The organism is Pantoea sp. AS-PWVM4 (assembly GCF_000468095.1).
GTDB classification, from domain to species: domain Bacteria; phylum Pseudomonadota; class Gammaproteobacteria; order Enterobacterales; family Enterobacteriaceae; genus Pantoea; species Pantoea phytobeneficialis.
This window is the reverse complement of sequence record NZ_ASZC01000004.1, coordinates 33740-55699: the sequence shown is the minus strand read 5'-3', so window position 1 is coordinate 55699 and position 21960 is coordinate 33740. Positions and strand designations below refer to the sequence as shown.

Here is a 21960-nt window from a genome sequence, read left to right as displayed (position 1 = left end):
ATTTCTATTCAACGGTCTGTCACTTGAGTCGACAAGCGAATTGTTGTCATAATAGCCATGACTTTTAATCATAGCTGAGGCTGTTATGTCCCGCTCCGCTCTGCCGCTCAACGCCATTCACGCCTTTCTGGTCACGGCACGTCACCTCAATCTGACGCGTGCCGCCGACGAGTTATGCATCACCCAGGGGGCGGTGAGCCGCAAAATTGCATCCCTGGAGAGCTGGCTGGGCTTTGCGTTATTCGAGCGCCATGCGCGAGGTTTGCATCTGACATCGCAAGGCGCAGCCCTGCTACCGGAGTTACAACAAGGTTTTGCGATGCTGGTGAATGCAACAGAGAAAGCCAGCCGCAGCAATGTGTCGATTCGGCTGAAAGCCCCAACCTGCGCGATGCGCTGGCTGGTGCCGCGCCTCGTGGCGCTGGAGCAGGAACGGCCGGAGATCCATGTGGCGCTCACCACCACCCTCGACCATGCCTCGCAACTGGATAATTTTGATGCGGCAATCGTCTATGGCAGTGCGCCGGCGGAGGCCATCCTCTTGTTTGATGAGCGCCTGACACCGGTGCTGGCCAGCAGCGTGACGCCACCCGCTAACGTGGCCGGGTTAGCGCGTTTTACCTTTCTGCACCCCACTAATGACACGCGTGACTGGCAGTTGTGGTTGAATGCGCAGCAGGTCAGCGTCCCGATGGCACGTAACCAACACTTTGCCACTATGGATTTGGCGATCAGCGCGGCGATTCAGGGATTTGGCGTAACGGTGGCGGATATGTCATTGGTACAGAACGATCTGGCGAATGGCCGACTGATCGCCCCGTTTGACCACTGCGTCACTACCGGGGCGAGTTACAGCTTGCTCCATCGTGCAGAGCGGGATGCGCCACCGTTCCTTGAGGAACTGGTGGCGTGGCTTTGTCAGCCTCAGAAAGAAACCCACTCGTCTGCGCTGGCCGATTTAGGCTGATTGGCAGGCGGTGCGCTTAACGTCGGGCGACGTAACGGTGCCGCAGGTGGCGTGGCAGAGGCGATAGCCGCCGTCGCGGGTGCGAGACGGAATTTGGCGACCGATGCCTGAAGTTCTTCCGTCTGACGCTCCAGGGCGCTGGCCGCCGCCGACACCTCTTCCACCAACGAAGCATTCTGCTGGGTGACGCTGTCCATCTCCGTCACCGCCGTGCCCACCTGGGAAATGCCTTTGCTTTGTTCTTCTGACGCCGAGGCGATGTGCTTCATGATCTCATTCACATCCTGCACCGACTTCAGAATGTCGTTCATGGTATGACCGGCGCTGTTCACCAGATCCGAGCCTTTTTCGACACGCTGCACCGAATCTTCAATCAGGGTCGCAATCTCCTTCGCCGCGTTGGCGCTGCGTTGTGCGAGGTTACGCACTTCACTTGCCACCACCGCGAAGCCGCGGCCCTGTTCACCGGCACGCGCCGCTTCTACCGCGGCGTTGAGCGCCAGGATATTGGTCTGGAAAGCGATGCTGTTGATGACGTTAGTGATTTCGGCGATTTTCTTCGAACTGCCGGAGATGCCAGCCATCGTGGTGACCACTTCACCCACCAGACGGCCACCCTGTTGTGCGGTGCCGGTGGCGGTTTCCGCCAGTGAACTGGCCTGACGCGCGTTATCGGCGTTGAATTTCACCGTGGCGGTTAACTGTTCCATGCTGGCCGCCGTCTGCTCCAGGGCGGAAGCCTGTTCCTCGGTACGCGAGGAGAGATCGTTGTTACCTGCCGAGATTTCTGCCGCGCCGCGATAGATATTTTCTGTCCCGCTGCGAATCGCGCTGACCGCTTCACGCAGGCTGTCCTGCATCGCCCGCAATAACGGCACCAGTTTACCGACACAGTTACGACCAAACTCCTGCACCGGCTGGCTGAGATCGCCCTGCGCGATAATCGCAAAGTGATCGCGGATGCGATCCAACGGTTTCACCAGCATGGCAACCAGGTAGCGGTCAGTGAACAGCAGAATCAGCAGTCCCACCACCACCGCTGACAGAATGATCACCTTAGTGACATTGGTCAGTTTGTCCACGGTGACGCGCGTGTCATCCAGCTTGATGCCTGCCGCCTGGTTGAAACTCTCGGCGCTGGCACCAAAGGCACGACTCAGGGCCGGGGTCACTTTATTGGCCTGGGCGCGGTAAGCGTCCAGCGTCCCTTGCTGGGCCAGTGAAACCTGCGGGGCAATCCCCTCATCCAACAACTTTTGCCAGTTGGCAATCACGCTATTGGCGGTGTCGGCATCCATCGGACCGGGTGCCATCGCTTTGAATTGTTCGAGCTGCTGCTTCATGCTGTCCAGCGCCTGCTGGACCGTAGCAAACGCATCAGCAGGCAACTCGGTGCCCGCCGCACGCATTTCCATCACGCGAGAAAGACGCGTCACCACCCGGAAATATTGATCATTACCTTTACTGAGCACCGTCATCTGATTCACCAGTTGACGATCCACTTCGTTACCCTCACCCAGAGCATTGAGAGAATGGACGCTAAATAAGCCGACGGCACACCATAACAGGCAAAACAGCCCGAGAATGGTCAGCATAACGGCGCGAATAGTAAAATTTTTTAAGATACCCATACGAAATCCCTTGATGTGAACCGCAATGGAGGCCCGATAAAATCGGGCATATTGCGTTTATCGGCAGCAGATTCAGAAAATGTACCGCTTTCGTAAGCTAATAAATTGCTGGTTCGCACGGGCAAAGGAAAAGATTGTATTAATGAAATCAGGGGGATGCAGGAAAATTTGTTTTAAAAAAAGGTTTGCGAAATTTAACCATTAGCCAGTGAACTAAAGTTTCACCATGCTGCGCATCATCAGGCGGAACAGACGCAGCCGCCCGCGCATAAACCGGTGCTGCAAACTGAACGGTTTTTCCGCATCACGGCCAACCATCAGGGTGACATCGTTATCTGAACGCCACACCGGCCAGTCAATCTCACTGCGCAACTGGTAACTGAATTCGCTGGCATCGCGGGCAAAGGTGATCCACAGGGCGCTTAGGCGCGTCGCAACAGCATAATCAGCGGCGGTGTAACTGCGGCCCTCGGCTGGCGTCTGCGTATCTAAGGTATTAAACACATAGGGGACTTCATTACCGTGCCAGGCACCGTGAGGATAGAGGTCGTGCGACTGTTCGGAAACGTAATCGAACCAATAGCGCCAACCAGACATACCAATATTGTGTTGTGCCTGCACCACCAATAATGGCAGCACGGAAAAGGCCATATCACGGGCCACGGCGCGCCCGAGCAGGGCATCATCGTGGATATCATATAACCATTTAATCAACTGATAACTCAGGCGATTTTTTTGGCGTAGCTGTTGCAGAACCTGGGTGGCATCCACACCAAAAAAATCGAGAACGCTGGCTTCATCGCTGTTGCTGCCGATCATCAAGGGAACCCGATGCTGCCTGCCAGCCATAAAGGTCGCCAACATCGGTTGTGGCAGGACGATATCGCCGCTGATCGGCACCGGACCAAGCGCCAGCGGGCGTTGCAGCGGCCAGAATCCATCCGCCGGTAACGCACGGAGATCGCTGGCGCTGGCATTCGCAGCCAGTCCAAAATGGGCCGCCACCTGTTGACCTACCTGCTGCGCCTGCACGCGCGGCGTATCTGGCAGGCTGTAGGCGCTCTGTACTATGCCCTTATGAAATAACCCCTCCGCCAATGGCGAGCAGCACAAGGACAGCACGCTACGCGCGCCTGACGATTCGCCAAACAGCGTGATATTGCGGCGATCGCCGCCAAACGCCGGGATATTACGTTGCACCCATTGCAGCGCCGCGATCTGATCAAGCAGGGCGAAATTATTCACCACGCTGTCGCCGGGATACTCTGCATCCAGCGCCGGATGGGCAAAAAAGCCGAAATGGCCGAGGCGATAGTTGAGCGTCACCACCACCGCGCCCTGCGCTGCCAGCGCCTTGCCGCGATAAGGATCCAGGCTGCCTGCGCCGATGCTGAATCCACCGCCGTGCAGCCACACCATCACCGGGAGCGGGCGCACGGGTTCAATATCTGGCGTCCAGACATTAAGGTAGAGACAATCTTCGCTGAAATGACCCGGGTCGCCACCACCGGCAAGCAGACAATAGTCCCGATTTTGCCAGCTGGCCGGCCCCCATGCCGTGGCGTCACGTTCGCCCTGCCAGGGTTGCAGCGCCTGCGGCGGCCGCCAGCGCAACGCGCCAACCGGGGGCGCGGCATAGGGTATACCTTTGAAGACAAACAGCTCATCATCCATTGAGCCTCTGAGTTCTCCTTCCGCAGTCAAGATCCTCAGACGTCGTTGGTTTTTCATTTCGGCTTCCCTGATCATCATTTCTCCATTATTTGCAGGACCGGGGCGAATGTCCATGTCGCTCAGGAATTTGCAGATTAAGCTGAATCATCACGCGAAATGCTGAACATCTCGTTCAAATTTTTTGGCTGGCAAACGTTTGGCAGTCTACATTAAGGTTACACGTTAACCTGGCGAGACGGAGAAGCGCGATGTTTGGTGGAATTAACCAACTGTTTACCCGGATGTGTGATCACCCGGATTTCGCTAAGCTGCTGCTCCGCCTGACATTTGGCGGTTTGCTGCTGTTCCACGGTGAATTTAAAGTGGTCCACGGAGTGGCATGGATCGAACATCTGCTCACCGTCAGAGGCATGCCAGGTTTCATCGCTTACGGTGCTTACATCGGGGAAATTTTGGCACCCATTATGATGATCGTTGGCTTAATGACGCGCCCTGCGGCCTTCATTATTGTGATCAACATGATTGTCGCCACGCTATTGGTAAAAATGGGGGTTGTCTGGCATCTGACGGATGTCGGTGCATGGTCCCTGGAGACGGAAGCCCTTTACACGCTAGGCGCACTCGCCATTATGTTTTTGGGTGCCGGGAAGTATACGCTGGTGCGCAACCCGCGCCTGCAATAATGAAAAAAACCGCCGGTCTGCCTGACGCAGACCGGCTTTTTTTTATCTTATGCCAGGCCACAACGCGCCAGGCTGCGCTGTTGCAGCTGTTGATATAACACCATTTCATCCTGCACAGTCGCACCGAGCGCCGTTTCAAACGCCGCCTTGCTGGCATGACCGGCACTGCGGACGTGCGCCTCATCACCCAGGTTGGACTGAAAAATCCCCGCCGCGCTGACCGGCAAAAAATCTTCATAGGTGATCGGTTCCGCCAGCAAGCGCCCTTCTGCCATCAACTGTTCCATACTCTCTTCAGCTCCGGGCGGTGACTGAATCCCCTTTTCCGTCAGCCGATAGCTGAACCACGCCAGTTGTTCGCGGCGCAGGCTGACTTCATCATCGGGAAAGGCGCGAAACACCTCCGCCAGATGCTGCTGATGCTGCTGGTTGTCCTTACCGGTACCTGCTTCCGCCAGCAGTTTGTCGTACAGGGCGCGACCTTTCGGCGTTAACGCCACACCACGTTGTTCGATTTCACCAAAGCGGGCGGTGTGGGTACCCTGAAAACCATCGCGAAAATGCACCGGTTCCTCCAGCGCTTTAAAGCTGGTCTGACGCAGCAGGATCGGCACCTGACGTTGTGGTGGACCTTCAATCAGGGTTTTGGGATCGATACCGCGTGTCGGCATCAGCGTCTGCACCCGGTCAATGTCCAGGGTGCGGGGCGTCAGGTGGTTGATATGACAGCCGCGGAAGCAGACAACGTCGGCTATCAAACGGTGTTGATGGCTGAGTGCCAGATAGGTGGCGCTATCGACCGTGGTATCGGCGTGCCAGCGGAAGGTTTCCAGCGCCTCTTTGACAAACTGCGCCGCATCCGCCGCGTTAAGACCACCCTGCTGCTGATGTTGGGCGATTAACGCCCGGCAACGTGGCGTGAAGATGTCGCGTACCGCCAGAATGTCGGCGGCTTTCGCACGCAACGCCTCATCATTGATCAACTCCAGCCGCAGCAACGAGGTAAATACCCGGAACGGATTACGTCGCAGCGCGCTGTCACTGACCGGACGAAACGCGGTGGAATGCACCGGAACACCGGCCTGCGACAGGTCGTAATAACCCACCGGATACATCCCCATCACCGCAAACATCTGGCGCAACATGCTTAACTCTGCTGCGGTGCCCACGCGAATCGCGCCGTGGCGCTCCACACTCAGGCGGCTCAGTTCATCCGCCGCCGCCAGACGGTTTTTCAGATCAGGATTGGCTTCCAGCACGCGTTCATTCACGGCGCTGACCAGTTGGGTCAGCACACCGTACTGCGGCACTTCCTGCTGGTACATCGCCGACATGGCCTGGGAAAACAGCGTGCGGATGGCATCGCTGGTGAGGAAATTGTCCATGGTCATCACCTTGTGCTACGGGGGTGATGCTAATGTAGATCAACCCTTTAGCGCCGGGTAACAATTTCCTCGAAGTGTGATCGCGCTGTCACTCGTCGGCGGCTCGCGGGTCACCAAAGCGACATTTCAGCAACAGCATCACGGTGGTCAGCAGCGCCGGTAGCGCCAGCATCAGGAAGATATGGCTGAATGACCAGCCGAGGGAAAGCAGTTCCGCGCCGATAAAGGCACTGAGGATCGCCCCGACCCGCCCCACGCCATGCATCCAACTGGAACCCGTGGCGCGTGCATGCGTGGGATAATAGCTGGCGGATAACGCATTCATCCCGGTGTTGGCACCGTTAAAACAAAAACCGCTACAAAAAGCGATGGCGCTCATCAGGTCGACCCGCGCCGGTGAGAAACCCATCGCGACAATGGCGATGCCGCCACAGAAGTAGATCACCGCCAGCGCCAGATTCGCGTTAACACGGTCCATCAGCCAACCGGTAAACAGCGAGCCGAGGGTGCCGCCCGCCTGATACATCGCGGTGATGATCGCGGCTGCGGTCACTGACATGCCAAGGGTATGGACCAGCGACGGTAACCAGCTACCGACCAGGTAGACCAGAAACAGCGCCATGAAGTAGCCGCCCCATAGCATCAGGCTGCCAAACAAATAACGGCGTGAGAGGACGGTGGCAATTGCGCCAGCACGCACGGTGGTGGGTTCAACGCTGTGGAAATGGCTGTTGGCCTGCACCGCGCCCGGCAACATGCGGTCGAGAATGGCGTGGATACGTGCCGCCGGGGCCTGACGACTGATGAGAAAACGTACCGACTCCGGCAGGCCGCGCAGCAGAAAAGGCAACACCACCAGCGGCAGCAAGCCGCCCAACAACATCACCGAGTGCCAGTCATAACGAGGCAGGAGCCAGGAAGCGGCAAAACCACCGGAGGCCGCGCCAAAGGTAAACCCGCAGAACACCACGGTAATAATGAAGGAGCGGCGGCGTTCCGGCGCGTATTCCGCCACCAGGGTACCGACATTCGGCATCGCCGCGCCTAATCCCAGCCCGGTGAGAAAACGAAACAGCATCATCTGTTCGATGTTCTGCGCCATCGCTGTGGCCAACGTCCACAAGCCAAAGAACAGGACGCTAAGCAGAATCATCATGCGGCGGCCATAGCGATCCGCCAGCGGCCCGGCGAACACCGCGCCCAGCGCCAGTCCAATCAATGCCGCACTGATCACCATACCCAGTTGATGATTACTGACACCCCAGGCCGCGCGCAGCGTCGGCGCGATAAATCCCATCAGCGCGATGTCCATGCCATCCAGCGCCACGACGAGGAAGCAGAGCGCAATTAAGCGCTTTTGCCAGCGACTCAGCGTGCTCTGATTAATCAGCTGGCGTACATCTACTGCTTCAACGCTGGTCACGGCCGAACTCCTGCTTTTAAACATCAGTTTTGGTAAAAAAAACGGCGCTTATGATAGCGCATTGTTAATAATAACGGGCAGGATTTTTGGATGTAACTGAGAATTATTCAGGCTTAGCCATCTTAAGCATCTGAAACTTAAGAAGCTGATAACGACTCAACTAGATGAATATTCGGGATTTATTGTGATAACAGCAGCTTATGCGTTTGCCGTATCGCAAGCTAAAATTGTTAATATAATTTTGCAGGTAAGTTAACAAAATTTCGTTTTGCCAGTTGCCTGCAACCCGGAAATCTCATTAAGTGTGAGGTTATGGACAAAAATATCCTTTTCAATCAGCGCATTCGCTTGCGCCATTTACATACCTTTGTTGCCGTCGCGCAACAAGGCACGCTGGGTCGGGCAGCAGAAACGCTGAACCTGAGCCAGCCTGCACTCTCGAAAACCCTTAATGAGCTGGAGGAACTGGCTGGAGCACGTTTATTTGAACGCGGTCGTCTCGGCGCCCAACTGACCACCCTGGGCGAACAATTCCTGACCCACGCGATTAAGGTGCTGGATGCCCTGAATCATGCCGGACAAAGCTTTAACTCACCGTTACCCGGACGCCCGATGGTCATCCGCCTCGGCGCGCTGACCACCGCCGCAATGGGTATGCTGCCGCAAATTTTAGATCGCTTTCACCAGCAGCAACCCAACACCACGGTACAGGTGGCGACGCTGCATAATAATGTGTTGTTAGCGGGCCTGCGGGCTGGCGAATTTGATATCGGTATTGGCCGTATGGCCGACAGTGAAATGATGGCGGGCCTGACTTACGAGTTGCTGTTTCTTGAATCGTTAAAGCTGGTGGTACGCCCGGAGCATCCGCTGTTAAGTGACAACGTCACGCTATCGCGCGCGATGCAGTGGCCCGTGGTGATCTCCCCGGAGGGCACGGCCCCTCGTCGTATCGCGCAACAAATGCTGGATGAACAAGATTGTTCACTCCCCGCCAACTGCGTGGAAACGTCCTCAACGTCCCTGGCACGCCAACTGGCGCTACGCTACGACTATGTCTGGTTTGTGCCTTCCGGGGCGGTTAAAGAGGATTTAAATCATAATGCGTTGTGCGCCCTGCCCATCTCGTCAGCCGGGCCAGGCGAGCCGGTCGGTATTATCACCCGAACCGGCAATACCCTGAGCCTGAGCGCAGAGGTGTTGATGGCCACCATCCGTAAGTTCCACAGCTAACGGCTGCGCTTGGCGTGCCGTTCGCGGTTATCCAGGCGGGCCTGTTCGGTTTTACGCAAGCCAACATACAGCGCCCCGGCCCCACCGTGGTGGGGTTGCGCGACGCAGAAGGTTTGCACCTCGTCGAATTGTGTCAGCCAGCACGCCACATAGCTGCGCACGATATTGGCATGTGACTCGTCATCACGTCCCTTGCCGTGGATGATCAACAAATTACGCAACCCCTGCTTGCGCCCCTGCATCATAAAGTTGAACAGCGACTGACGGCAGGTTTCAACCGGCTGACGTAGCAGATTCAGGCTGGCGTCCAGCGGATATTTCCCTGACCGCAATTTGTCCAGCACCCCCTGCTGGATCCCATCTGCTTTGTACTCCAGCGGCGTCGCTAACGGAATGATCTCCAGAAAACCCCGCGTTAAAAAGTTCTCTTCTGCATCATTGCGTTGCAGCGCGCGCGGCGCTTTTGTCGAGGGATCGCGCAACCACTGGGTGTTGGCGCAATCTTTCAACGGGGTTACGTCACCCATGGCATCCCGGAAAAGGTCATCATCATCGAGGTTCATGGTCTTCTCCCACAGTACAATTTTGCGATGCAAGCTTAGCAAATGCTTTCTGGCATCACATCTGTCACTTTTCGCGCTAAATATCCGCGCGTTTTGCGCACCCGGTGTCAACAAAACGTTCCAGATCAATATTCCCGTTGTAGAAATTATCCGCAAATAGCGGAGTTAGCGCTGATCAACTATTTTTGCGCCAGCCACACTTTTTTTGAGGATTATTACAGCTCGGACGAGTGCCCTTTGCATGAAAAAATGTTAAAATTGACGGCAGTCAATAATCATCGAGCGTACATATTATGATCCCGGAAAAACGCAGCATTCGACGTATTCAGTCTGGCGGTTGTGCCATCCATTGCCAGGATTGCAGTATCAGCCAGTTGTGTATTCCCTTCACGCTGAACGAACACGAACTGGATCAGCTGGATAATATTATTGAACGCAAAAAGCCAATTCAAAAAGGCCAGACGTTGTTCAAAGCCGGTGATGAATTGAAATCGTTGTATGCCATTCGCTCGGGCACCATCAAAAGCTACACCATCACCGAACAGGGTGACGAGCAAATTACGGGTTTCCATCTGGCAGGTGATTTGGTCGGTTTTGACGCCATTGTTAGCGCCCATCATCCCAGCTTTGCGCAAGCACTGGAAACCGCGATGGTGTGCGAAATCCCGTTCGAAACCCTGGATGATCTCTCCGGTAAAATGCCCGCACTGCGTCAGCAGATGATGCGTCTGATGAGTGGTGAGATCAAAGGCGACCAGGACATGATTCTGTTGCTGTCCAAGAAGAATGCTGAGGAGCGTCTCGCCGCCTTTATCTGGAACCTGTCGCGCCGTTTTGGTCAACGTGGCTTCTCCCAACGTGAGTTCCGCTTAACCATGACGCGTGGCGATATTGGTAACTATCTGGGACTAACCGTAGAAACCATCAGCCGTTTACTCGGTCGTTTCCAGAAAAGTGGCATGCTGGCGGTAAAAGGCAAATATATCACTATCGAAAACCACTCAATGCTGGCAGAACTTGCTGGTCAGACTGAGCAAGCCGCCTGATACTCAGCCGGATCAATAATTGTTATTTTATTGATCCGGCAACAACTTTTTCCTTTCAGCACTGTCATAACTTAGGCTATCTTTAACCCAACTTGCTTTGGTTTTGAGGAGATTGCCCTATGTCCCGGTACCAAAATATTCTGGTCGCGATTGACGCACAACAGGATGATCAACCCGCGCTGCGGCGTGCGGTTTATCTCAATCAACGTATCGGCGGAAAAATCAAAGCTTTCCTGCCTATCTATGATTTCTCCTACGAAATGACCACCCTACTGTCGCCGGATGAGCGCGCCAACATGCGTAAAGGCGTGATCAGCCAGCGTACCGAATGGATCCGCGAGCAGGCCCACGCTTATCTGGAGGCGGGCGTTGATATTGAAATTAAGGTTATCTGGCACAACCGTCCGTACGAAGCGATTATTCATGAGGTGATGACCCATCATCACGATTTGGTGCTGAAGATGGCGCATCAGCACGATCGGCTGGAAGCGGTAATTTTTACCCCCACCGACTGGCATCTGCTGCGTAAATGCCCTTGCCCGGTATGGATGGTAAAAGATCAGCCGTGGCCGGAAGGCGGTAAAGCGCTGGTGGCGGTGAACCTCGCCAGCGAAGAACCCCATCATGACGCCCTCAATCAAAAATTGATTCGCGAAACCACCCAGTTGGCCGAAATGGTCAACCATACCGAAGTGCATCTGGTCGGTGCTTACCCGATTACCCCAATCAATATCGCTATCGAACTGCCGGATTTTGACCCCAGCGTATATAACGACGCCATTCGCGGTCAGCATCTGGTGGCGATGAAAGCGCTGCGGCAGAAGTTCTCGATTAGCGAAGAGTTTACCCACGTCGCGAAAGGTTTACCGGAAGAAGTCATCCCGGATATCGCCAGCCATCTTAGTGCCGGTATTGTGGTGCTTGGCACCATCGGTCGCACCGGGTTGTCGGCGGCGTTCCTGGGAAATACAGCGGAACAGGTGATTGATCATCTGCGCTGCGATCTGTTGGCCATCAAACCTGATGACTTTAAATCGCCGATCGAGCTTGATGATGATGACGAAGAGGATGATGACGACTAACGTGCTGTGCTCGCTGGCAGAAAAAGCCGCGCGATAAATCGCGCAGCTACGGATTAAGGTGCGCGATTTATCGCGCCGTTACGGATAATGAAGGGCGACGGTATGTCGCCCTTTTTGTTTTATAACGCGCGCAGAATGCCTTCTACGCTGGCCTTCGCATCACCAAACAACATCTGGGTGTTGTCTTTGAAGAACAGCGGGTTCTGCACCCCGGCATAGCCGGTATTCATGGAACGCTTAAACACGATAACGTTCTGCGCTTTCCACACTTCCAGGACCGGCATACCCGCAATCGGGCTGCGCGGATCTTCCTGCGCGGCCGGGTTGACGGTGTCGTTCGCGCCGATAACCAGTACGGTGTCGGTATCGCTGAAATCATCGTTGATTTCATCCATCTCCAGCACCACGTCGTACGGTACTTTCGCTTCCGCCAGCAACACGTTCATATGACCAGGCAGACGCCCTGCCACCGGGTGGATACCGAAACGCACCTTGATGCCGCGCGCACGCAGTTTCTCGGTGATTTCCGCCACCGGATACTGCGCCTGCGCCACTGCCATGCCGTAGCCTGGGGTGATGATCACCGAAGATGACGCTTTCAGCAGTTCAGCGGTTTCTTCTGCGTTGATTTCGCGGTGTTCACCGGCTTCTTCGCTTTCACCACCGACGCTGGTGTCAGTACCAAAACCACCGGCAATCACGCTAATAAAGGAACGGTTCATCGCCTTACACATGATGTACGACAAGATGGCACCGCTCGACCCCACTAACGCACCGGTGACGATCAGCAGATCGTTGCTCAGCATAAAACCGGCGGCTGCGGCTGCCCAGCCTGAGTAGGAGTTCAGCATCGACACCACGACCGGCATATCGGCACCACCGATAGAAGCCACCAGATGCCAGCCAAACGCCAGCGCAATCACGGTCATCAGCAACAGCGCGAACACCTGTGCGCCGGTACTTTCGGTGCGAACAAACCACACCAGCAGCAGGAACGATACCACCAACGCCAGCAGGTTAAGCTTATGACGATGTGGCAGCATCAGCGGGCGAGATGAAATCTTACCGCGCAGCTTACCAAAGGCGACAATCGAACCGGTGAAGGTCACCGCACCGATAAAGATACCGAGGAACACTTCGGTCAGATGGATATTTTCCATCACCGCCGACAGACCCGGTGCGTGGTCGAGGTAGCTGTTGAAGCCCACCAGTACCGCCGCCAGACCCACGAAGCTGTGCAGAATCGCCACCAGCTCCGGCATCTCGGTCATCTCGACTTTCTTCGCCAGACGTACGCCAATCGCACCACCGATCACCATCGCCAGCAGGATCCACGCAACGTTGCCGCTGTTGGGGCCAAAGATCGTAGCGAGCAGCGCAATCGCCATCCCGCTCATACCAAAAATGTTACCCTGCTTTGACGTCTCGTGTTTCGAGAGACCTGCAAGGCTGAAAATAAACAGAATCGCGGCAACAATGTATGCTGCAGTGACTAATCCGCCAGACATGTTGTTACCCCTTAATTCTTACGAAACATTTTCAGCATGCGCTGGGTGACGGTAAAGCCACCAAAGATGTTGATACTGGCGATCAGCACCGCGATAAACGCCAGCAGCGTAACCCAACCACCGTGGCCCATCTGCAACACCGCACCGACCACGATAATGCCGGAAATCGCATTGGTGACCGACATCAACGGCGTGTGCAGCGCGTGGCTGACGTTCCACACCACGTAGTAACCCACCACGCAGGAGAGCGCAAACACGGTAAAGTGCGACAGGAACTCCGGTGGCGCTACATTCGCCAGGCAGGCGAACAACACCACGGCCAGCGCCAGCAGCACCAACTTACGCCACGGTGACGCCGGTTTCTGCTCGACTTTCTCTTTCGGCGCGACGGCAGCCGGTGCCGCTTTTGGCGCAGCAGATACCTGAATCGGCGGAGCCGGCCAGGTGACTTCGCCTTCACGGATGACGGTGACACCGCGAATCACCACGTCTTCGAAATCAACGGTGATTTGACCGTCTTTCTCTTTACACAGCAGCTTCAGCAGGTTCACCAGGTTGGTGCCGTACAACTGGGATGACTGGGTCGGCAGACGGCTTGGCAGATCGGTATAACCGATGATCTTCACGCCGTTTTCGGTCAGTGTGACCTGATCCGCCACGGTCAGCTCGCAGTTACCGCCGGTTTGTGCCGCGAGATCGACGATCACGCTACCCGGTTTCATGCTGGCGACCATCTCTTTGGTGATCAGTTTCGGTGCCGGACGGCCAGGGATCAGGGCGGTGGTGACAATGATGTCGACCTCTTTCGCCTGATTAGCAAACAGCTCCATCTCTGCCTTAATAAAGGCTTCTGACATCACTTTAGCGTAACCGTCGCCGCTGCCCGCTTCTTCCTCGAAGTCCAGCTCAAGGAACTCGGCGCCCATACTCTGCACCTGTTCCTTCACTTCCGGACGGGTATCAAAGGCACGCACGATAGCGCCAAGACTGCCCGCCGCACCGATCGCAGCCAGACCCGCCACGCCTGCACCAATCACCATCACTTTGGCGGGCGGCACTTTACCTGCGGCGGTGATCTGTCCGGTAAAGAAGCGGCCAAATTCGTGGGCGGCTTCAACGATAGCGCGATAGCCCGCAATATTCGCCATAGAGCTGAGTGCGTCCAGTGCCTGAGCACGCGAAATACGCGGTACTGAATCCATTGCCATTACGGTCACGTTACGTGCCGCGAGTTTCTCCAGCAGCGCCGGGTTCTGCGCAGGCCAGATAAAGCTCACCAGCGTGCTACCTGCACGCGTCAGGGCAATCTCGTCATCATCAGGTGCATTCACTTTCAGCACGATATCAGACTGCCACACCGTTTCGGTGTTGCTGATGGTCGCGCCTGCGGCAACAAAACTGTCATCATCGAAGCTGGCCCGAATACCTGCGCCCTGTTCGATGGTTACGCTGAATCCCAGCTTGATCAGTTGCTCAACGGTTTTCGGCGTGGCAGCCACGCGCGATTCGTTGGCTAACCGCTCTTTGGGTATCCCAATTAACATACTGTTTCCTTTCATCGGTTAAAGGATGAGGGTCTGTAAGCGGCACAAGCTCATGCAACTGAAACAATGTTTCAGCTACTTATGAGCGAAATGCGCAATGTAACAAAGTCTTTATAACCTACTGAAAATATGAATAGCGATCCACAGCGATAATGCATACTTATGACATTCACACAAATATTCAGAAGCAAAGATTGATTGCCGCGTTTTGCCACTAGATTTCGGCCATAATAAAAAATTATATGCTGAGCAAAATCGTGTCACGGCGAATTAAGTGTTATTAAAAACCTTTATTTAACAATACTTTAACTATTGCGGTACTAAGTGTTACCAGATTTAGTGGTAACGCGCACAAAAAAACGCCATAGCAGATAGTGATGACAACCAAATGAATAATTCGGGATGATTGTCAATTCAGGCCGCATAAATTGGCTGAGACAGGCTGATTATTACATGCAATAATCAGCGGCTAATCTGTTATACATCAAGAGTCCAGCACGTTTTCGTACTCATTTTTGCGTAAGGCGAAGGATCATTTTTATGAAGCTGAAGAACACCATTCTGGCGTCCACCTTGTTATCTCTGCTGGCAGCCAATGCGTTTGCTGCGCAGGAACTGACGCCGGAAAAAGCGGCCGCGTTGAAGCCATTCGAACGTATTAATATCACCGGCCGTTTCAACGCCATTGGCGACGCTGCTGACGCTGTCTCAAAACGTGCAGACGAACTGGGCGCAGCCTCTTTTTATATCCAGGGTATCAATGATGCCACCGGTAACAGTGGTAACTGGCGTGTGACGGCTGACCTGTATCATGCCGATGCCCCAGAAGCGTCCAAAACGACGGAATACCTGACCTACAATGGCGTTAAAGCGCTGCCGAAAGCGGAAGCCTACCGTCTGGAACCGTTCGATACCGTTTCCGTCAACGGCTTCTTTTCCAGCCAGCCGGACGTCAACGATGCCATTTCAAAAGCGGCCAAAGAGAAAGGTGCGGCTTCCTTCTTTATTATTCGTCAAATTGACGCCAACAACGGCGGCAACCAGTACGTGACGGCCTATGTCTACAAGGCCGATGCCAAAGAACGTAAGGTACAAAGCCCGAACCTGATTCCGGCCGATTCTGAAGCCGGTAAAGCTGCGCTGGCAGCCGGTGGCGCAGAAGCGAAGAAAGTGGAGATCCCGGGTGTTGCTTCATCAGAAACGCCAAGCAACAGTGTAGGTCGTTTCTTTGAAACCCAATCCTCCACCGGGCAGCGCTATACCGTCACCCTGCCAAACGGCACCAAAATTCAGGAAGTGAACGCTATCACGGCAGCGCAAATGCAGCCGTTTGATACCGTGACCTTTACTGGCCACTTCGGTTCACCGACTGAGATCTCTGAAGAAGTGGCAAAACGCGCCGCGGATAAAGGGGCGAAGTTCTACCATGTCACCCGTCAGTGGCAGAACCAGAGCGGCGGTAACCTGACCGTCACGGCTGATCTGTTCAAGTAATCTCCCCACAGGGCGACACCCGTCGCCCTGCTATTTGCATAAATGCTGAGCATCTCTGCATCATCATGCATTGCCTTCCCGTGTTGCACTCCGTAGAATCTGCCGCCTGATTTTCAGGGTATTCCGTGTTAATGACGGCAATTCGTCGCATTAATCTCCAGCGGAATCGTTTTTACCCAGCAGACTCTGCTGTTCAGGAATGGCGTTTTGGATAAAAAATTAGGTCTTAGCGCGCTCACCGCGCTGGTGCTCAGTTCAATGCTCGGCGCAGGGGTATTTAGCCTGCCACAAAATATGGCCGCAGTTGCCGGTCCTGCGGCATTGCTGATTGGCTGGTTAATCACTGGCGTCGGAATTCTGTTGCTCTCACTGGCGATGCTGTTTCTGACGCGTCTGCAACCGGAACTGGATGGCGGCATCTTCGCCTATGCGCGTGCCGGATTTGGCGAGTTGATGGGCTTCTGCTCGGCGTGGGGCTACTGGCTGTGCGCAGTGATAGCCAATGTCTCCTATCTGGTGATTGTCTTTTCCGCCCTGAGTTTTTTCACTGACAGTCCGGGTCATGTGGTCTTTGGTGACGGTAACACCTGGCAGGCGATGCTCGGTGCATCGGTGCTGCTGTGGCTGGTCCACGCCCTGGTGCTGCGCGGGGTGCAGACGGCAGCCAGCATCAATCTGTTGGCAACTCTGGGTAAACTGGTGCCGTTGCTGCTGTTTGTGGTGCTGGCTGTGCTGGCGTTTAACCTCGACCGTTTCCGTCTCGATTTCACTGGCGTTGCCCTGGGCAAACCGCTGTGGGAACAAGTGAAGCAGACCATGCTGATTACCTTGTGGGTATTTATCGGCGTGGAAGGTGCAGTGGTGGTGTCAGCTCGCGCCCGCCATAAGAAAGATGTCGGACGCGCCACCCTGCTGGCAGTGCTGGCGGCGCTGCTGGTTTATCTGCTGGTGACGTTGCTGTCGCTTGGCGTGGTGCCGCGTGCCGAACTGGCGCAGATGCGCAATCCCTCGATGGCGGGCTTAATGCAGCATCTGATCGGCCACTGGGGTGACGCGGTGATTGCCATCGGGTTGATTATCTCGGTGTGCGGCGCTTATCTGAGCTGGACCATTATGGCAGCCGAAGTGCCGTTCCTCGCGGCGCAGCAAGGGGCCTTCCCGCGCAGCATCGCCCGCCAGAATCGCCACAACGCGCCTGCGGCATCGCTATGGCTCACCAACGCTAGCGTTCAGGTCTGTCTGATTCTGATTGCCGTCACCGGCGCCGATTACAATACCTTGCTGACCATCGCGTCCGAGATGATCCTCGTGCCCTATCTGCTGGTTGGCCTTTACCTGATCAAGGTGGTACGCGGCCAGCAGAAACCGTTATTGATGCTGACCGGCATCGGTGCCAGCCTGTATGGCATCTGGCTGCTGTACGCCTCTGGTCCACTGCATCTGCTGCTTTCGGTGGTGCTGTACGCGCCGGGCGTGTTGCTGTTTCTCTATGCGCGCCGTGGCGGCCGTGCCAGCAACGCGCTGTCACAGCTGGAACGTATCGCGATTATGATGTTGATGGCCGCGTCCCTGCCCGCCGTGTGGCAGCTGGCGAATTAATGCGGCTTGCCGGGAATGGTGACACATAGCAGGTCGCCCTGCTGTGTCAGGTTGAGCGGCTTACGGTATTCATGATGGATAGCGTCAAGCTGCTCCGCCGACAGCGGATAAGGTAACTGGATATCAAAGCGGCTGATGTGCTGCTGTTCAGCAAGGGTAATCAGGCGAGCAATGTTAATCTCGTCACTGACCTGGGTTGAAATGATTTGTAATGCTAATTCTTTCAGATGGTCATCGCTGGCCTGTAAACTGTGCGCTGATTTACGGGTGACCATGCCGAAAATCGGCAACACGCCATAGATAGCGTCGACGAAGCTCCAGCGTTTTTTACACGAGGCGGAAAGGAAATCACTGTAATTGAAGCAGATGCGGTCACTGTATCCGGCTGAAGCCAGCTCTTTATCAGACACCCTCGCACTCCTCCTGTTTTTCATTACGGTTCCGAACCTTGCGCTACAACGCGTCGGTAATAATGGCACATTTCACCGTGCGGATACCAGAGAGCAAAGGATATTTCGTGCTGTAGCATAGAGCTGAAAGGCCGAAAAAGCTATGCTGCTGTCCATACTCACCAGTCGCAGTGGATTATGAACAAGATTGTATATGTGGAAGATGAACCGGAAGTCGGCGAACTGATTGCCGCCTACCTTGGGCGTCATGATATTGACGTGATCGTGGAAACGCGCGGCGATCGCGCTGAAGCCACCATTGCCGCTGCGGATCCTGACCTGGTGATGCTGGATATCATGTTACCAGGGAAAGACGGTATGACCCTGTGTCGCGACTTACGCGCCAGCTGGCAAGGCCCGATTGTGTTGCTGACCTCGCTGGATAGCGATATGAACCACATTCTGGCGCTGGAAATGGGTGCCAACGACTATATTCTCAAAACCACCCCACCCGCTGTGCTGCTGGCACGCCTGCGTCTCCATTTACGCCAGGCGCATATCGGCCAGCCGGAAATCACGCCGGCGGTCCAAAGCTCGCAAAAAGTGTTGCGCTTTGGCTCGCTGACCATCGATGCGCTGAATCGTCAGGTCACGCTGTTTGATGAAAACATCACCCTGTCGACCGCTGATTTCGATCTGCTGTGGGAGTTGGCGAACCACGCCGGACAGATCCTCAATCGCGATGCGCTGTTACAAACCCTGCGTGGCGTCAGCTATGACGGGATGGATCGCAGCATTGATGTGGCAATTTCGCGCCTGCGCAAAAAATTGTACGACAGCGCAACCGAGCCGTTTCGCATCAAAACCATCCGTAACAAAGGTTATCTGTTCGCGCCGCAGGCCTGGGATACCCGAACCGCATGAGAAAGCTCTTTATCCAGTTCTATCTGCTGCTGTTTGTCTGTTTTCTGGTGATGACCCTGCTGGTTGGGCTGGTGTACAAATTCACGGCCGAACGCGCCGGACGCCAGTCGATGAACGATTTGATGGCCAGCTCACTGTTTCTGATGCGCAGCGAGTTGCGCGAGATCCCGCCGCATGACTGGAACAAAACCATTCGTAGTCTCGATCTCAACCTCTCGTTTGACCTGCACATCGAGCCAATGAGTAAATATGAACTTGATGAGCTGAATATGAAGCGGTTGCGCGCGGGGGAAATCGTCGCGCTCGACGATCAATACACCTTCCTGCAACACATCCCGCGCAGCCACTATGTGTTGTCGGTCGGCCCGATCCCTTATCTGTTTTATCTGCACCAGATGCGCCTGCTGGATATCGCGCTGCTGGCGTTTATCGGCATGTCGCTGGCATTGCCGGTGTTTATCTGGATGCGCCCGCACTGGAAAGAGATGCTGCGGCTGGAAAAAGCCGCGCAGCGCTTCGGCCGCGGCGAGCTGGACGTACGTACCCATTTCGACAGCACCTCCAGCCTGTTCCGTCTCGGCGTGGCTTTCAACCAGATGGCTGATAACATCAACACGCTGGTCGCCAGCAAAAAGCAGCTGATTGACGGCATCGCCCACGAATTACGCACCCCGCTGGTACGCCTGCGTTACCGCCTGGAGATGAGCGAAAACCTCAGCGAAAGCGAATCTGCCGCGCTTAATCGTGACATCGGGCAGCTGGAGAGTCTAATTGAAGAGTTGCTCACCTATGCACGTCTTGACCGCCCTCGGGTCGACCTGAGCCTGAAATCGTTCGATCTTGCCGAATGGCTGCGGCTGCATATTGAAGATGTACAGGCGATCAATCCGCAGGCGCAAATCGATCTCGACATTCCGCAACGTGAAAACTACGGCGTTGCCGACACCCGTTTGATGGAACGCGTACTGGATAACCTGGTCAACAATGCGCTGCGCTACGCCCAGTCACGGTTGCGTGTCAGCCTGTGGTTTGACGGCAGCGTTGGTTGTTTGCAGGTGGAGGATGATGGCCCCGGCATCCCGCAGGAAGAACGCGAACGCGTGTTTGAACCCTTTGTACGACTCGATCCCAGCCGCGATCGCGCCACCGGGGGTTGTGGTCTGGGGCTGGCGATTGTCCACTCCATCGCGCTGGCGTTGCAGGGCAACGTCACCATTGAAAGCAGCCCGCTGGGCGGAGCCAGCGTTCGCTTTTGCTGGCCGGTTGACTTACCGTTGCGGGAAATCCCCTCGCGCTTAACTTAACAAGGAGTTTGCCTGTGTCCTCAGCTTATCAGGAACTTAGCCGCACTTTTCTGCGCCTGTCTCGTTTTGGTCATTTAGGTGCCATTGCTGGCGTAGATATGCAAACCGCCATGCCAGCCGGAGGCAGCCGTGCCCGGGGTGAAGCGATGGCGGAACTGAGCGTGTTTATGCACGAACTGCTGACCGATAAACGCCTTGGTGGCCTGTTCGCGGCGGCGCAGCAGGAGTCGCTCAACGATGTTGAGCAGGCAAACCTGACGGAAATGCAGCGTGCCTGGCAGCAGGCTACCCTGCTGCCCGCCTCGTTGGTGGAAGCCAAGTCTCTCGCGGGATCACGCTGCGAACATGCCTGGCGTACCCAGCGTCCGGCCAACGACTGGCAAGGTTTCTCCGCCAATCTGAAGGAAGTGGTGAAATTAAGCCGCGAAGAAGCGCAACTGCGCGCCGAAGCGTCAGGTATCTCGCGCTACGATGCCCTGCTGGATGTGTTCGAACCGGGGATGACCAGCGCCCAACTCGACCAGACGTTTGGTGATTTAAAAAGCTGGCTGCCGGATCTGCTGCAAAAGGTGGTGGCAAAGCAACAGCATCAGACCACCCTCGCCCCGGTTGGTCCCTTTGCCATTGAGGCACAAAAGCAGCTTGGCCTGAGCCTGATGGCGACGCTGGGCTTCGATTTTAATCATGGCCGCCTCGACGTCAGCGCTCACCCGTTTTGTGGCGGGGTACCCGAAGATGTGCGTATCACCACGCGCTACAACGAGAATGACTTCCTCAGCGCCATGATGGGGGTGATCCACGAAACCGGTCATGCCCGTTATGAGCAAAACCTGCCGCAGCAGTGGCGCGGCCAGCCGGTCGCGCTTGCGCGTTCCACGGCGATGCATGAATCGCAGAGCCTGTTTATGGAGATGCAACTTGGACGCAGCCGCGAGTTTCTCCAGCATATCCAGCCGCAGGTTATTGCCCTGATAGGTGATCAACCTGCCCTGAGCAGTGAAAACTTTATTCGGCTGACCCAACGCGTGAAGCCTGGTTTCATTCGCGTCGATGCCGATGAACTGAGCTATCCGGCGCATGTCATCCTGCGTTACGAAATCGAACGCGCATTGATTGAAGGCGAGATTGAAGTTGATGACATTCCGGCGCTGTGGGACGAAAAGATGCAGCAGTCGCTGGGTATCGACACCCGGGGTAATTACCGCGACGGTTGCATGCAGGATATTCACTGGACAGACGGTGCCTTTGGCTACTTCCCGACTTACACCCTGGGCGCAATGTATGCCGCTCAACTGTTCCAGGCGGTTAAACGCGCGCTTCCACAGATTAGCGAGCTGATTCAGCACGGCGAGCTGCAACCGGTGTTTGACTGGCTGCAACAAAACATCTGGCAACACGGCAGTCGTTTCCCCACCCAACAGTTACTGGTGAACGCCACCGGAGAAACCTTAAATCCGGCCTATTTCCGTCAGCATCTTGAACAACGTTACCTGACTGATTAAACTGCGCGG

The 21960-nt window shown here is 55.4% G+C and carries 18 protein-coding genes; 10 read left to right on the top strand and 8 right to left on the bottom strand.

Translation table 11 applies throughout. The features are described from left to right. Positions 1-85: 85 nt before the first annotated feature. On the top strand, positions 86-967 hold the full coding sequence (locus L579_RS04885; protein WP_021183168.1) for a LysR substrate-binding domain-containing protein: 882 nt from the start codon (positions 86-88) through the stop codon (positions 965-967). Here the strand turns inward: L579_RS04885 and L579_RS04880 are convergent. Both L579_RS04880 and L579_RS04875 read right to left on the bottom strand, forming a co-directional pair. After that, a complete protein-coding gene (locus L579_RS04880; RefSeq protein ID WP_021183167.1) occupies positions 925-2598 on the bottom strand; it encodes a methyl-accepting chemotaxis protein in 1674 nt (557 codons plus the stop codon). The two genes, L579_RS04885 and L579_RS04880, sit on opposite strands and share 43 nt — an antisense overlap. A 213-nt stretch (positions 2599-2811) precedes the next feature. Beyond that, positions 2812-4329, bottom strand: coding sequence for a carboxylesterase/lipase family protein (locus L579_RS04875; protein ID WP_036625313.1), 1518 nt, complete (start codon positions 4327-4329; stop codon positions 2812-2814). A gap of 191 nt (positions 4330-4520) precedes the next feature. Here L579_RS04875 and L579_RS04870 point away from each other — a divergent pair, with 191 nt between their 5' ends. Further along, positions 4521-4955 (top strand): DoxX family protein, encoded by a 435-nt coding sequence (locus L579_RS04870; RefSeq protein WP_021183165.1) that lies wholly within the window; start codon positions 4521-4523, stop codon positions 4953-4955. 47 nt (positions 4956-5002) lie between these two features. Here L579_RS04870 and L579_RS04865 read toward each other — a convergent pair whose 3' ends face one another. Both L579_RS04865 and L579_RS04860 read right to left on the bottom strand, forming a co-directional pair. Beyond that, positions 5003-6340 carry a 2-oxoadipate dioxygenase/decarboxylase HglS gene (locus L579_RS04865; protein ID WP_021183164.1) on the bottom strand — a complete coding sequence of 446 codons (1338 nt, stop codon included), beginning with the start codon at positions 6338-6340 and terminating at the stop codon, positions 5003-5005. A gap of 88 nt (positions 6341-6428) precedes the next feature. Then, complete coding sequence (locus L579_RS04860) at positions 6429-7763, bottom strand: MFS transporter (RefSeq protein ID WP_021183163.1); 1335 nt, start codon at positions 7761-7763, stop codon at positions 6429-6431. 312 nt (positions 7764-8075) lie between these two features. Here L579_RS04860 and L579_RS04855 point away from each other — a divergent pair, with 312 nt between their 5' ends. Next, on the top strand, positions 8076-8996 hold the full coding sequence (locus L579_RS04855) for a LysR substrate-binding domain-containing protein (RefSeq protein ID WP_021183162.1): 921 nt from the start codon (positions 8076-8078) through the stop codon (positions 8994-8996). Here the strand turns inward: L579_RS04855 and smrA are convergent. Then, the gene (gene smrA, locus L579_RS04850) at positions 8993-9559 is read right to left on the bottom strand and encodes a DNA endonuclease SmrA (protein WP_021183161.1); all 567 of its coding nucleotides are present in this window, start codon (positions 9557-9559) and stop codon (positions 8993-8995) included. The genes L579_RS04855 and smrA overlap by 4 nt on opposite strands. A 293-nt stretch (positions 9560-9852) precedes the next feature. Here smrA and L579_RS04845 point away from each other — a divergent pair, with 293 nt between their 5' ends. Then, complete coding sequence (locus L579_RS04845) at positions 9853-10605, top strand: FNR family transcription factor (protein WP_021183160.1); 753 nt, start codon at positions 9853-9855, stop codon at positions 10603-10605. A 119-nt stretch (positions 10606-10724) separates the two neighbouring features. After that, on the top strand, positions 10725-11687 hold the full coding sequence (gene uspE / locus L579_RS04840; protein ID WP_021183159.1) for a universal stress protein UspE: 963 nt from the start codon (positions 10725-10727) through the stop codon (positions 11685-11687). A 119-nt stretch (positions 11688-11806) separates the two neighbouring features. On the opposite strand, the gene pntB is transcribed toward uspE, so the two are convergent. Beyond that, a complete protein-coding gene (gene pntB, locus L579_RS04835) occupies positions 11807-13195 on the bottom strand; it encodes a Re/Si-specific NAD(P)(+) transhydrogenase subunit beta (protein WP_021183158.1) in 1389 nt (462 codons plus the stop codon). An 11-nt stretch (positions 13196-13206) separates the two neighbouring features. Further along, the gene (pntA, locus tag L579_RS04830; protein WP_021183157.1) at positions 13207-14739 is read right to left on the bottom strand and encodes a Re/Si-specific NAD(P)(+) transhydrogenase subunit alpha; all 1533 of its coding nucleotides are present in this window, start codon (positions 14737-14739) and stop codon (positions 13207-13209) included. Between the two features lie 540 nt (positions 14740-15279). On the opposite strand from pntA, the gene ydgH reads away from it, so the two are divergent. Both ydgH and L579_RS04820 read left to right on the top strand, forming a co-directional pair. Further along, complete coding sequence (gene ydgH, locus L579_RS04825) at positions 15280-16233, top strand: DUF1471 family protein YdgH (protein WP_021183156.1); 954 nt, start codon at positions 15280-15282, stop codon at positions 16231-16233. 207 nt (positions 16234-16440) lie between these two features. After that, positions 16441-17832: a basic amino acid/polyamine antiporter gene (locus L579_RS04820; protein WP_021183155.1), complete on the top strand. Its 1392-nt coding sequence runs from the start codon at positions 16441-16443 to the stop codon at positions 17830-17832. Here L579_RS04820 and L579_RS04815 read toward each other — a convergent pair. After that, positions 17829-18242: a hypothetical protein gene (locus L579_RS04815; protein WP_021183154.1), complete on the bottom strand. Its 414-nt coding sequence runs from the start codon at positions 18240-18242 to the stop codon at positions 17829-17831. The genes L579_RS04820 and L579_RS04815 overlap by 4 nt on opposite strands. 177 nt (positions 18243-18419) lie before the next feature. Between L579_RS04815 and rstA the strand changes: the two genes are divergently transcribed. Genes rstA through L579_RS04800 form a run of 3 tightly spaced genes read left to right on the top strand, consistent with a single transcriptional unit; the run spans position 18420 to position 21951 of the window. Further along, positions 18420-19145: a two-component system response regulator RstA gene (rstA, locus tag L579_RS04810; protein ID WP_021183153.1), complete on the top strand. Its 726-nt coding sequence runs from the start codon at positions 18420-18422 to the stop codon at positions 19143-19145. Continuing rightward, a complete protein-coding gene (rstB, locus tag L579_RS04805) occupies positions 19142-20449 on the top strand; it encodes a two-component system sensor histidine kinase RstB (protein WP_021183152.1) in 1308 nt (435 codons plus the stop codon). The genes rstA and rstB overlap by 4 nt, the downstream gene beginning before the upstream one ends. 14 nt (positions 20450-20463) lie before the next feature. After that, a complete protein-coding gene (locus tag L579_RS04800; protein ID WP_021183151.1) occupies positions 20464-21951 on the top strand; it encodes a carboxypeptidase M32 in 1488 nt (495 codons plus the stop codon). Positions 21952-21960 lie beyond the last annotated feature (9 nt).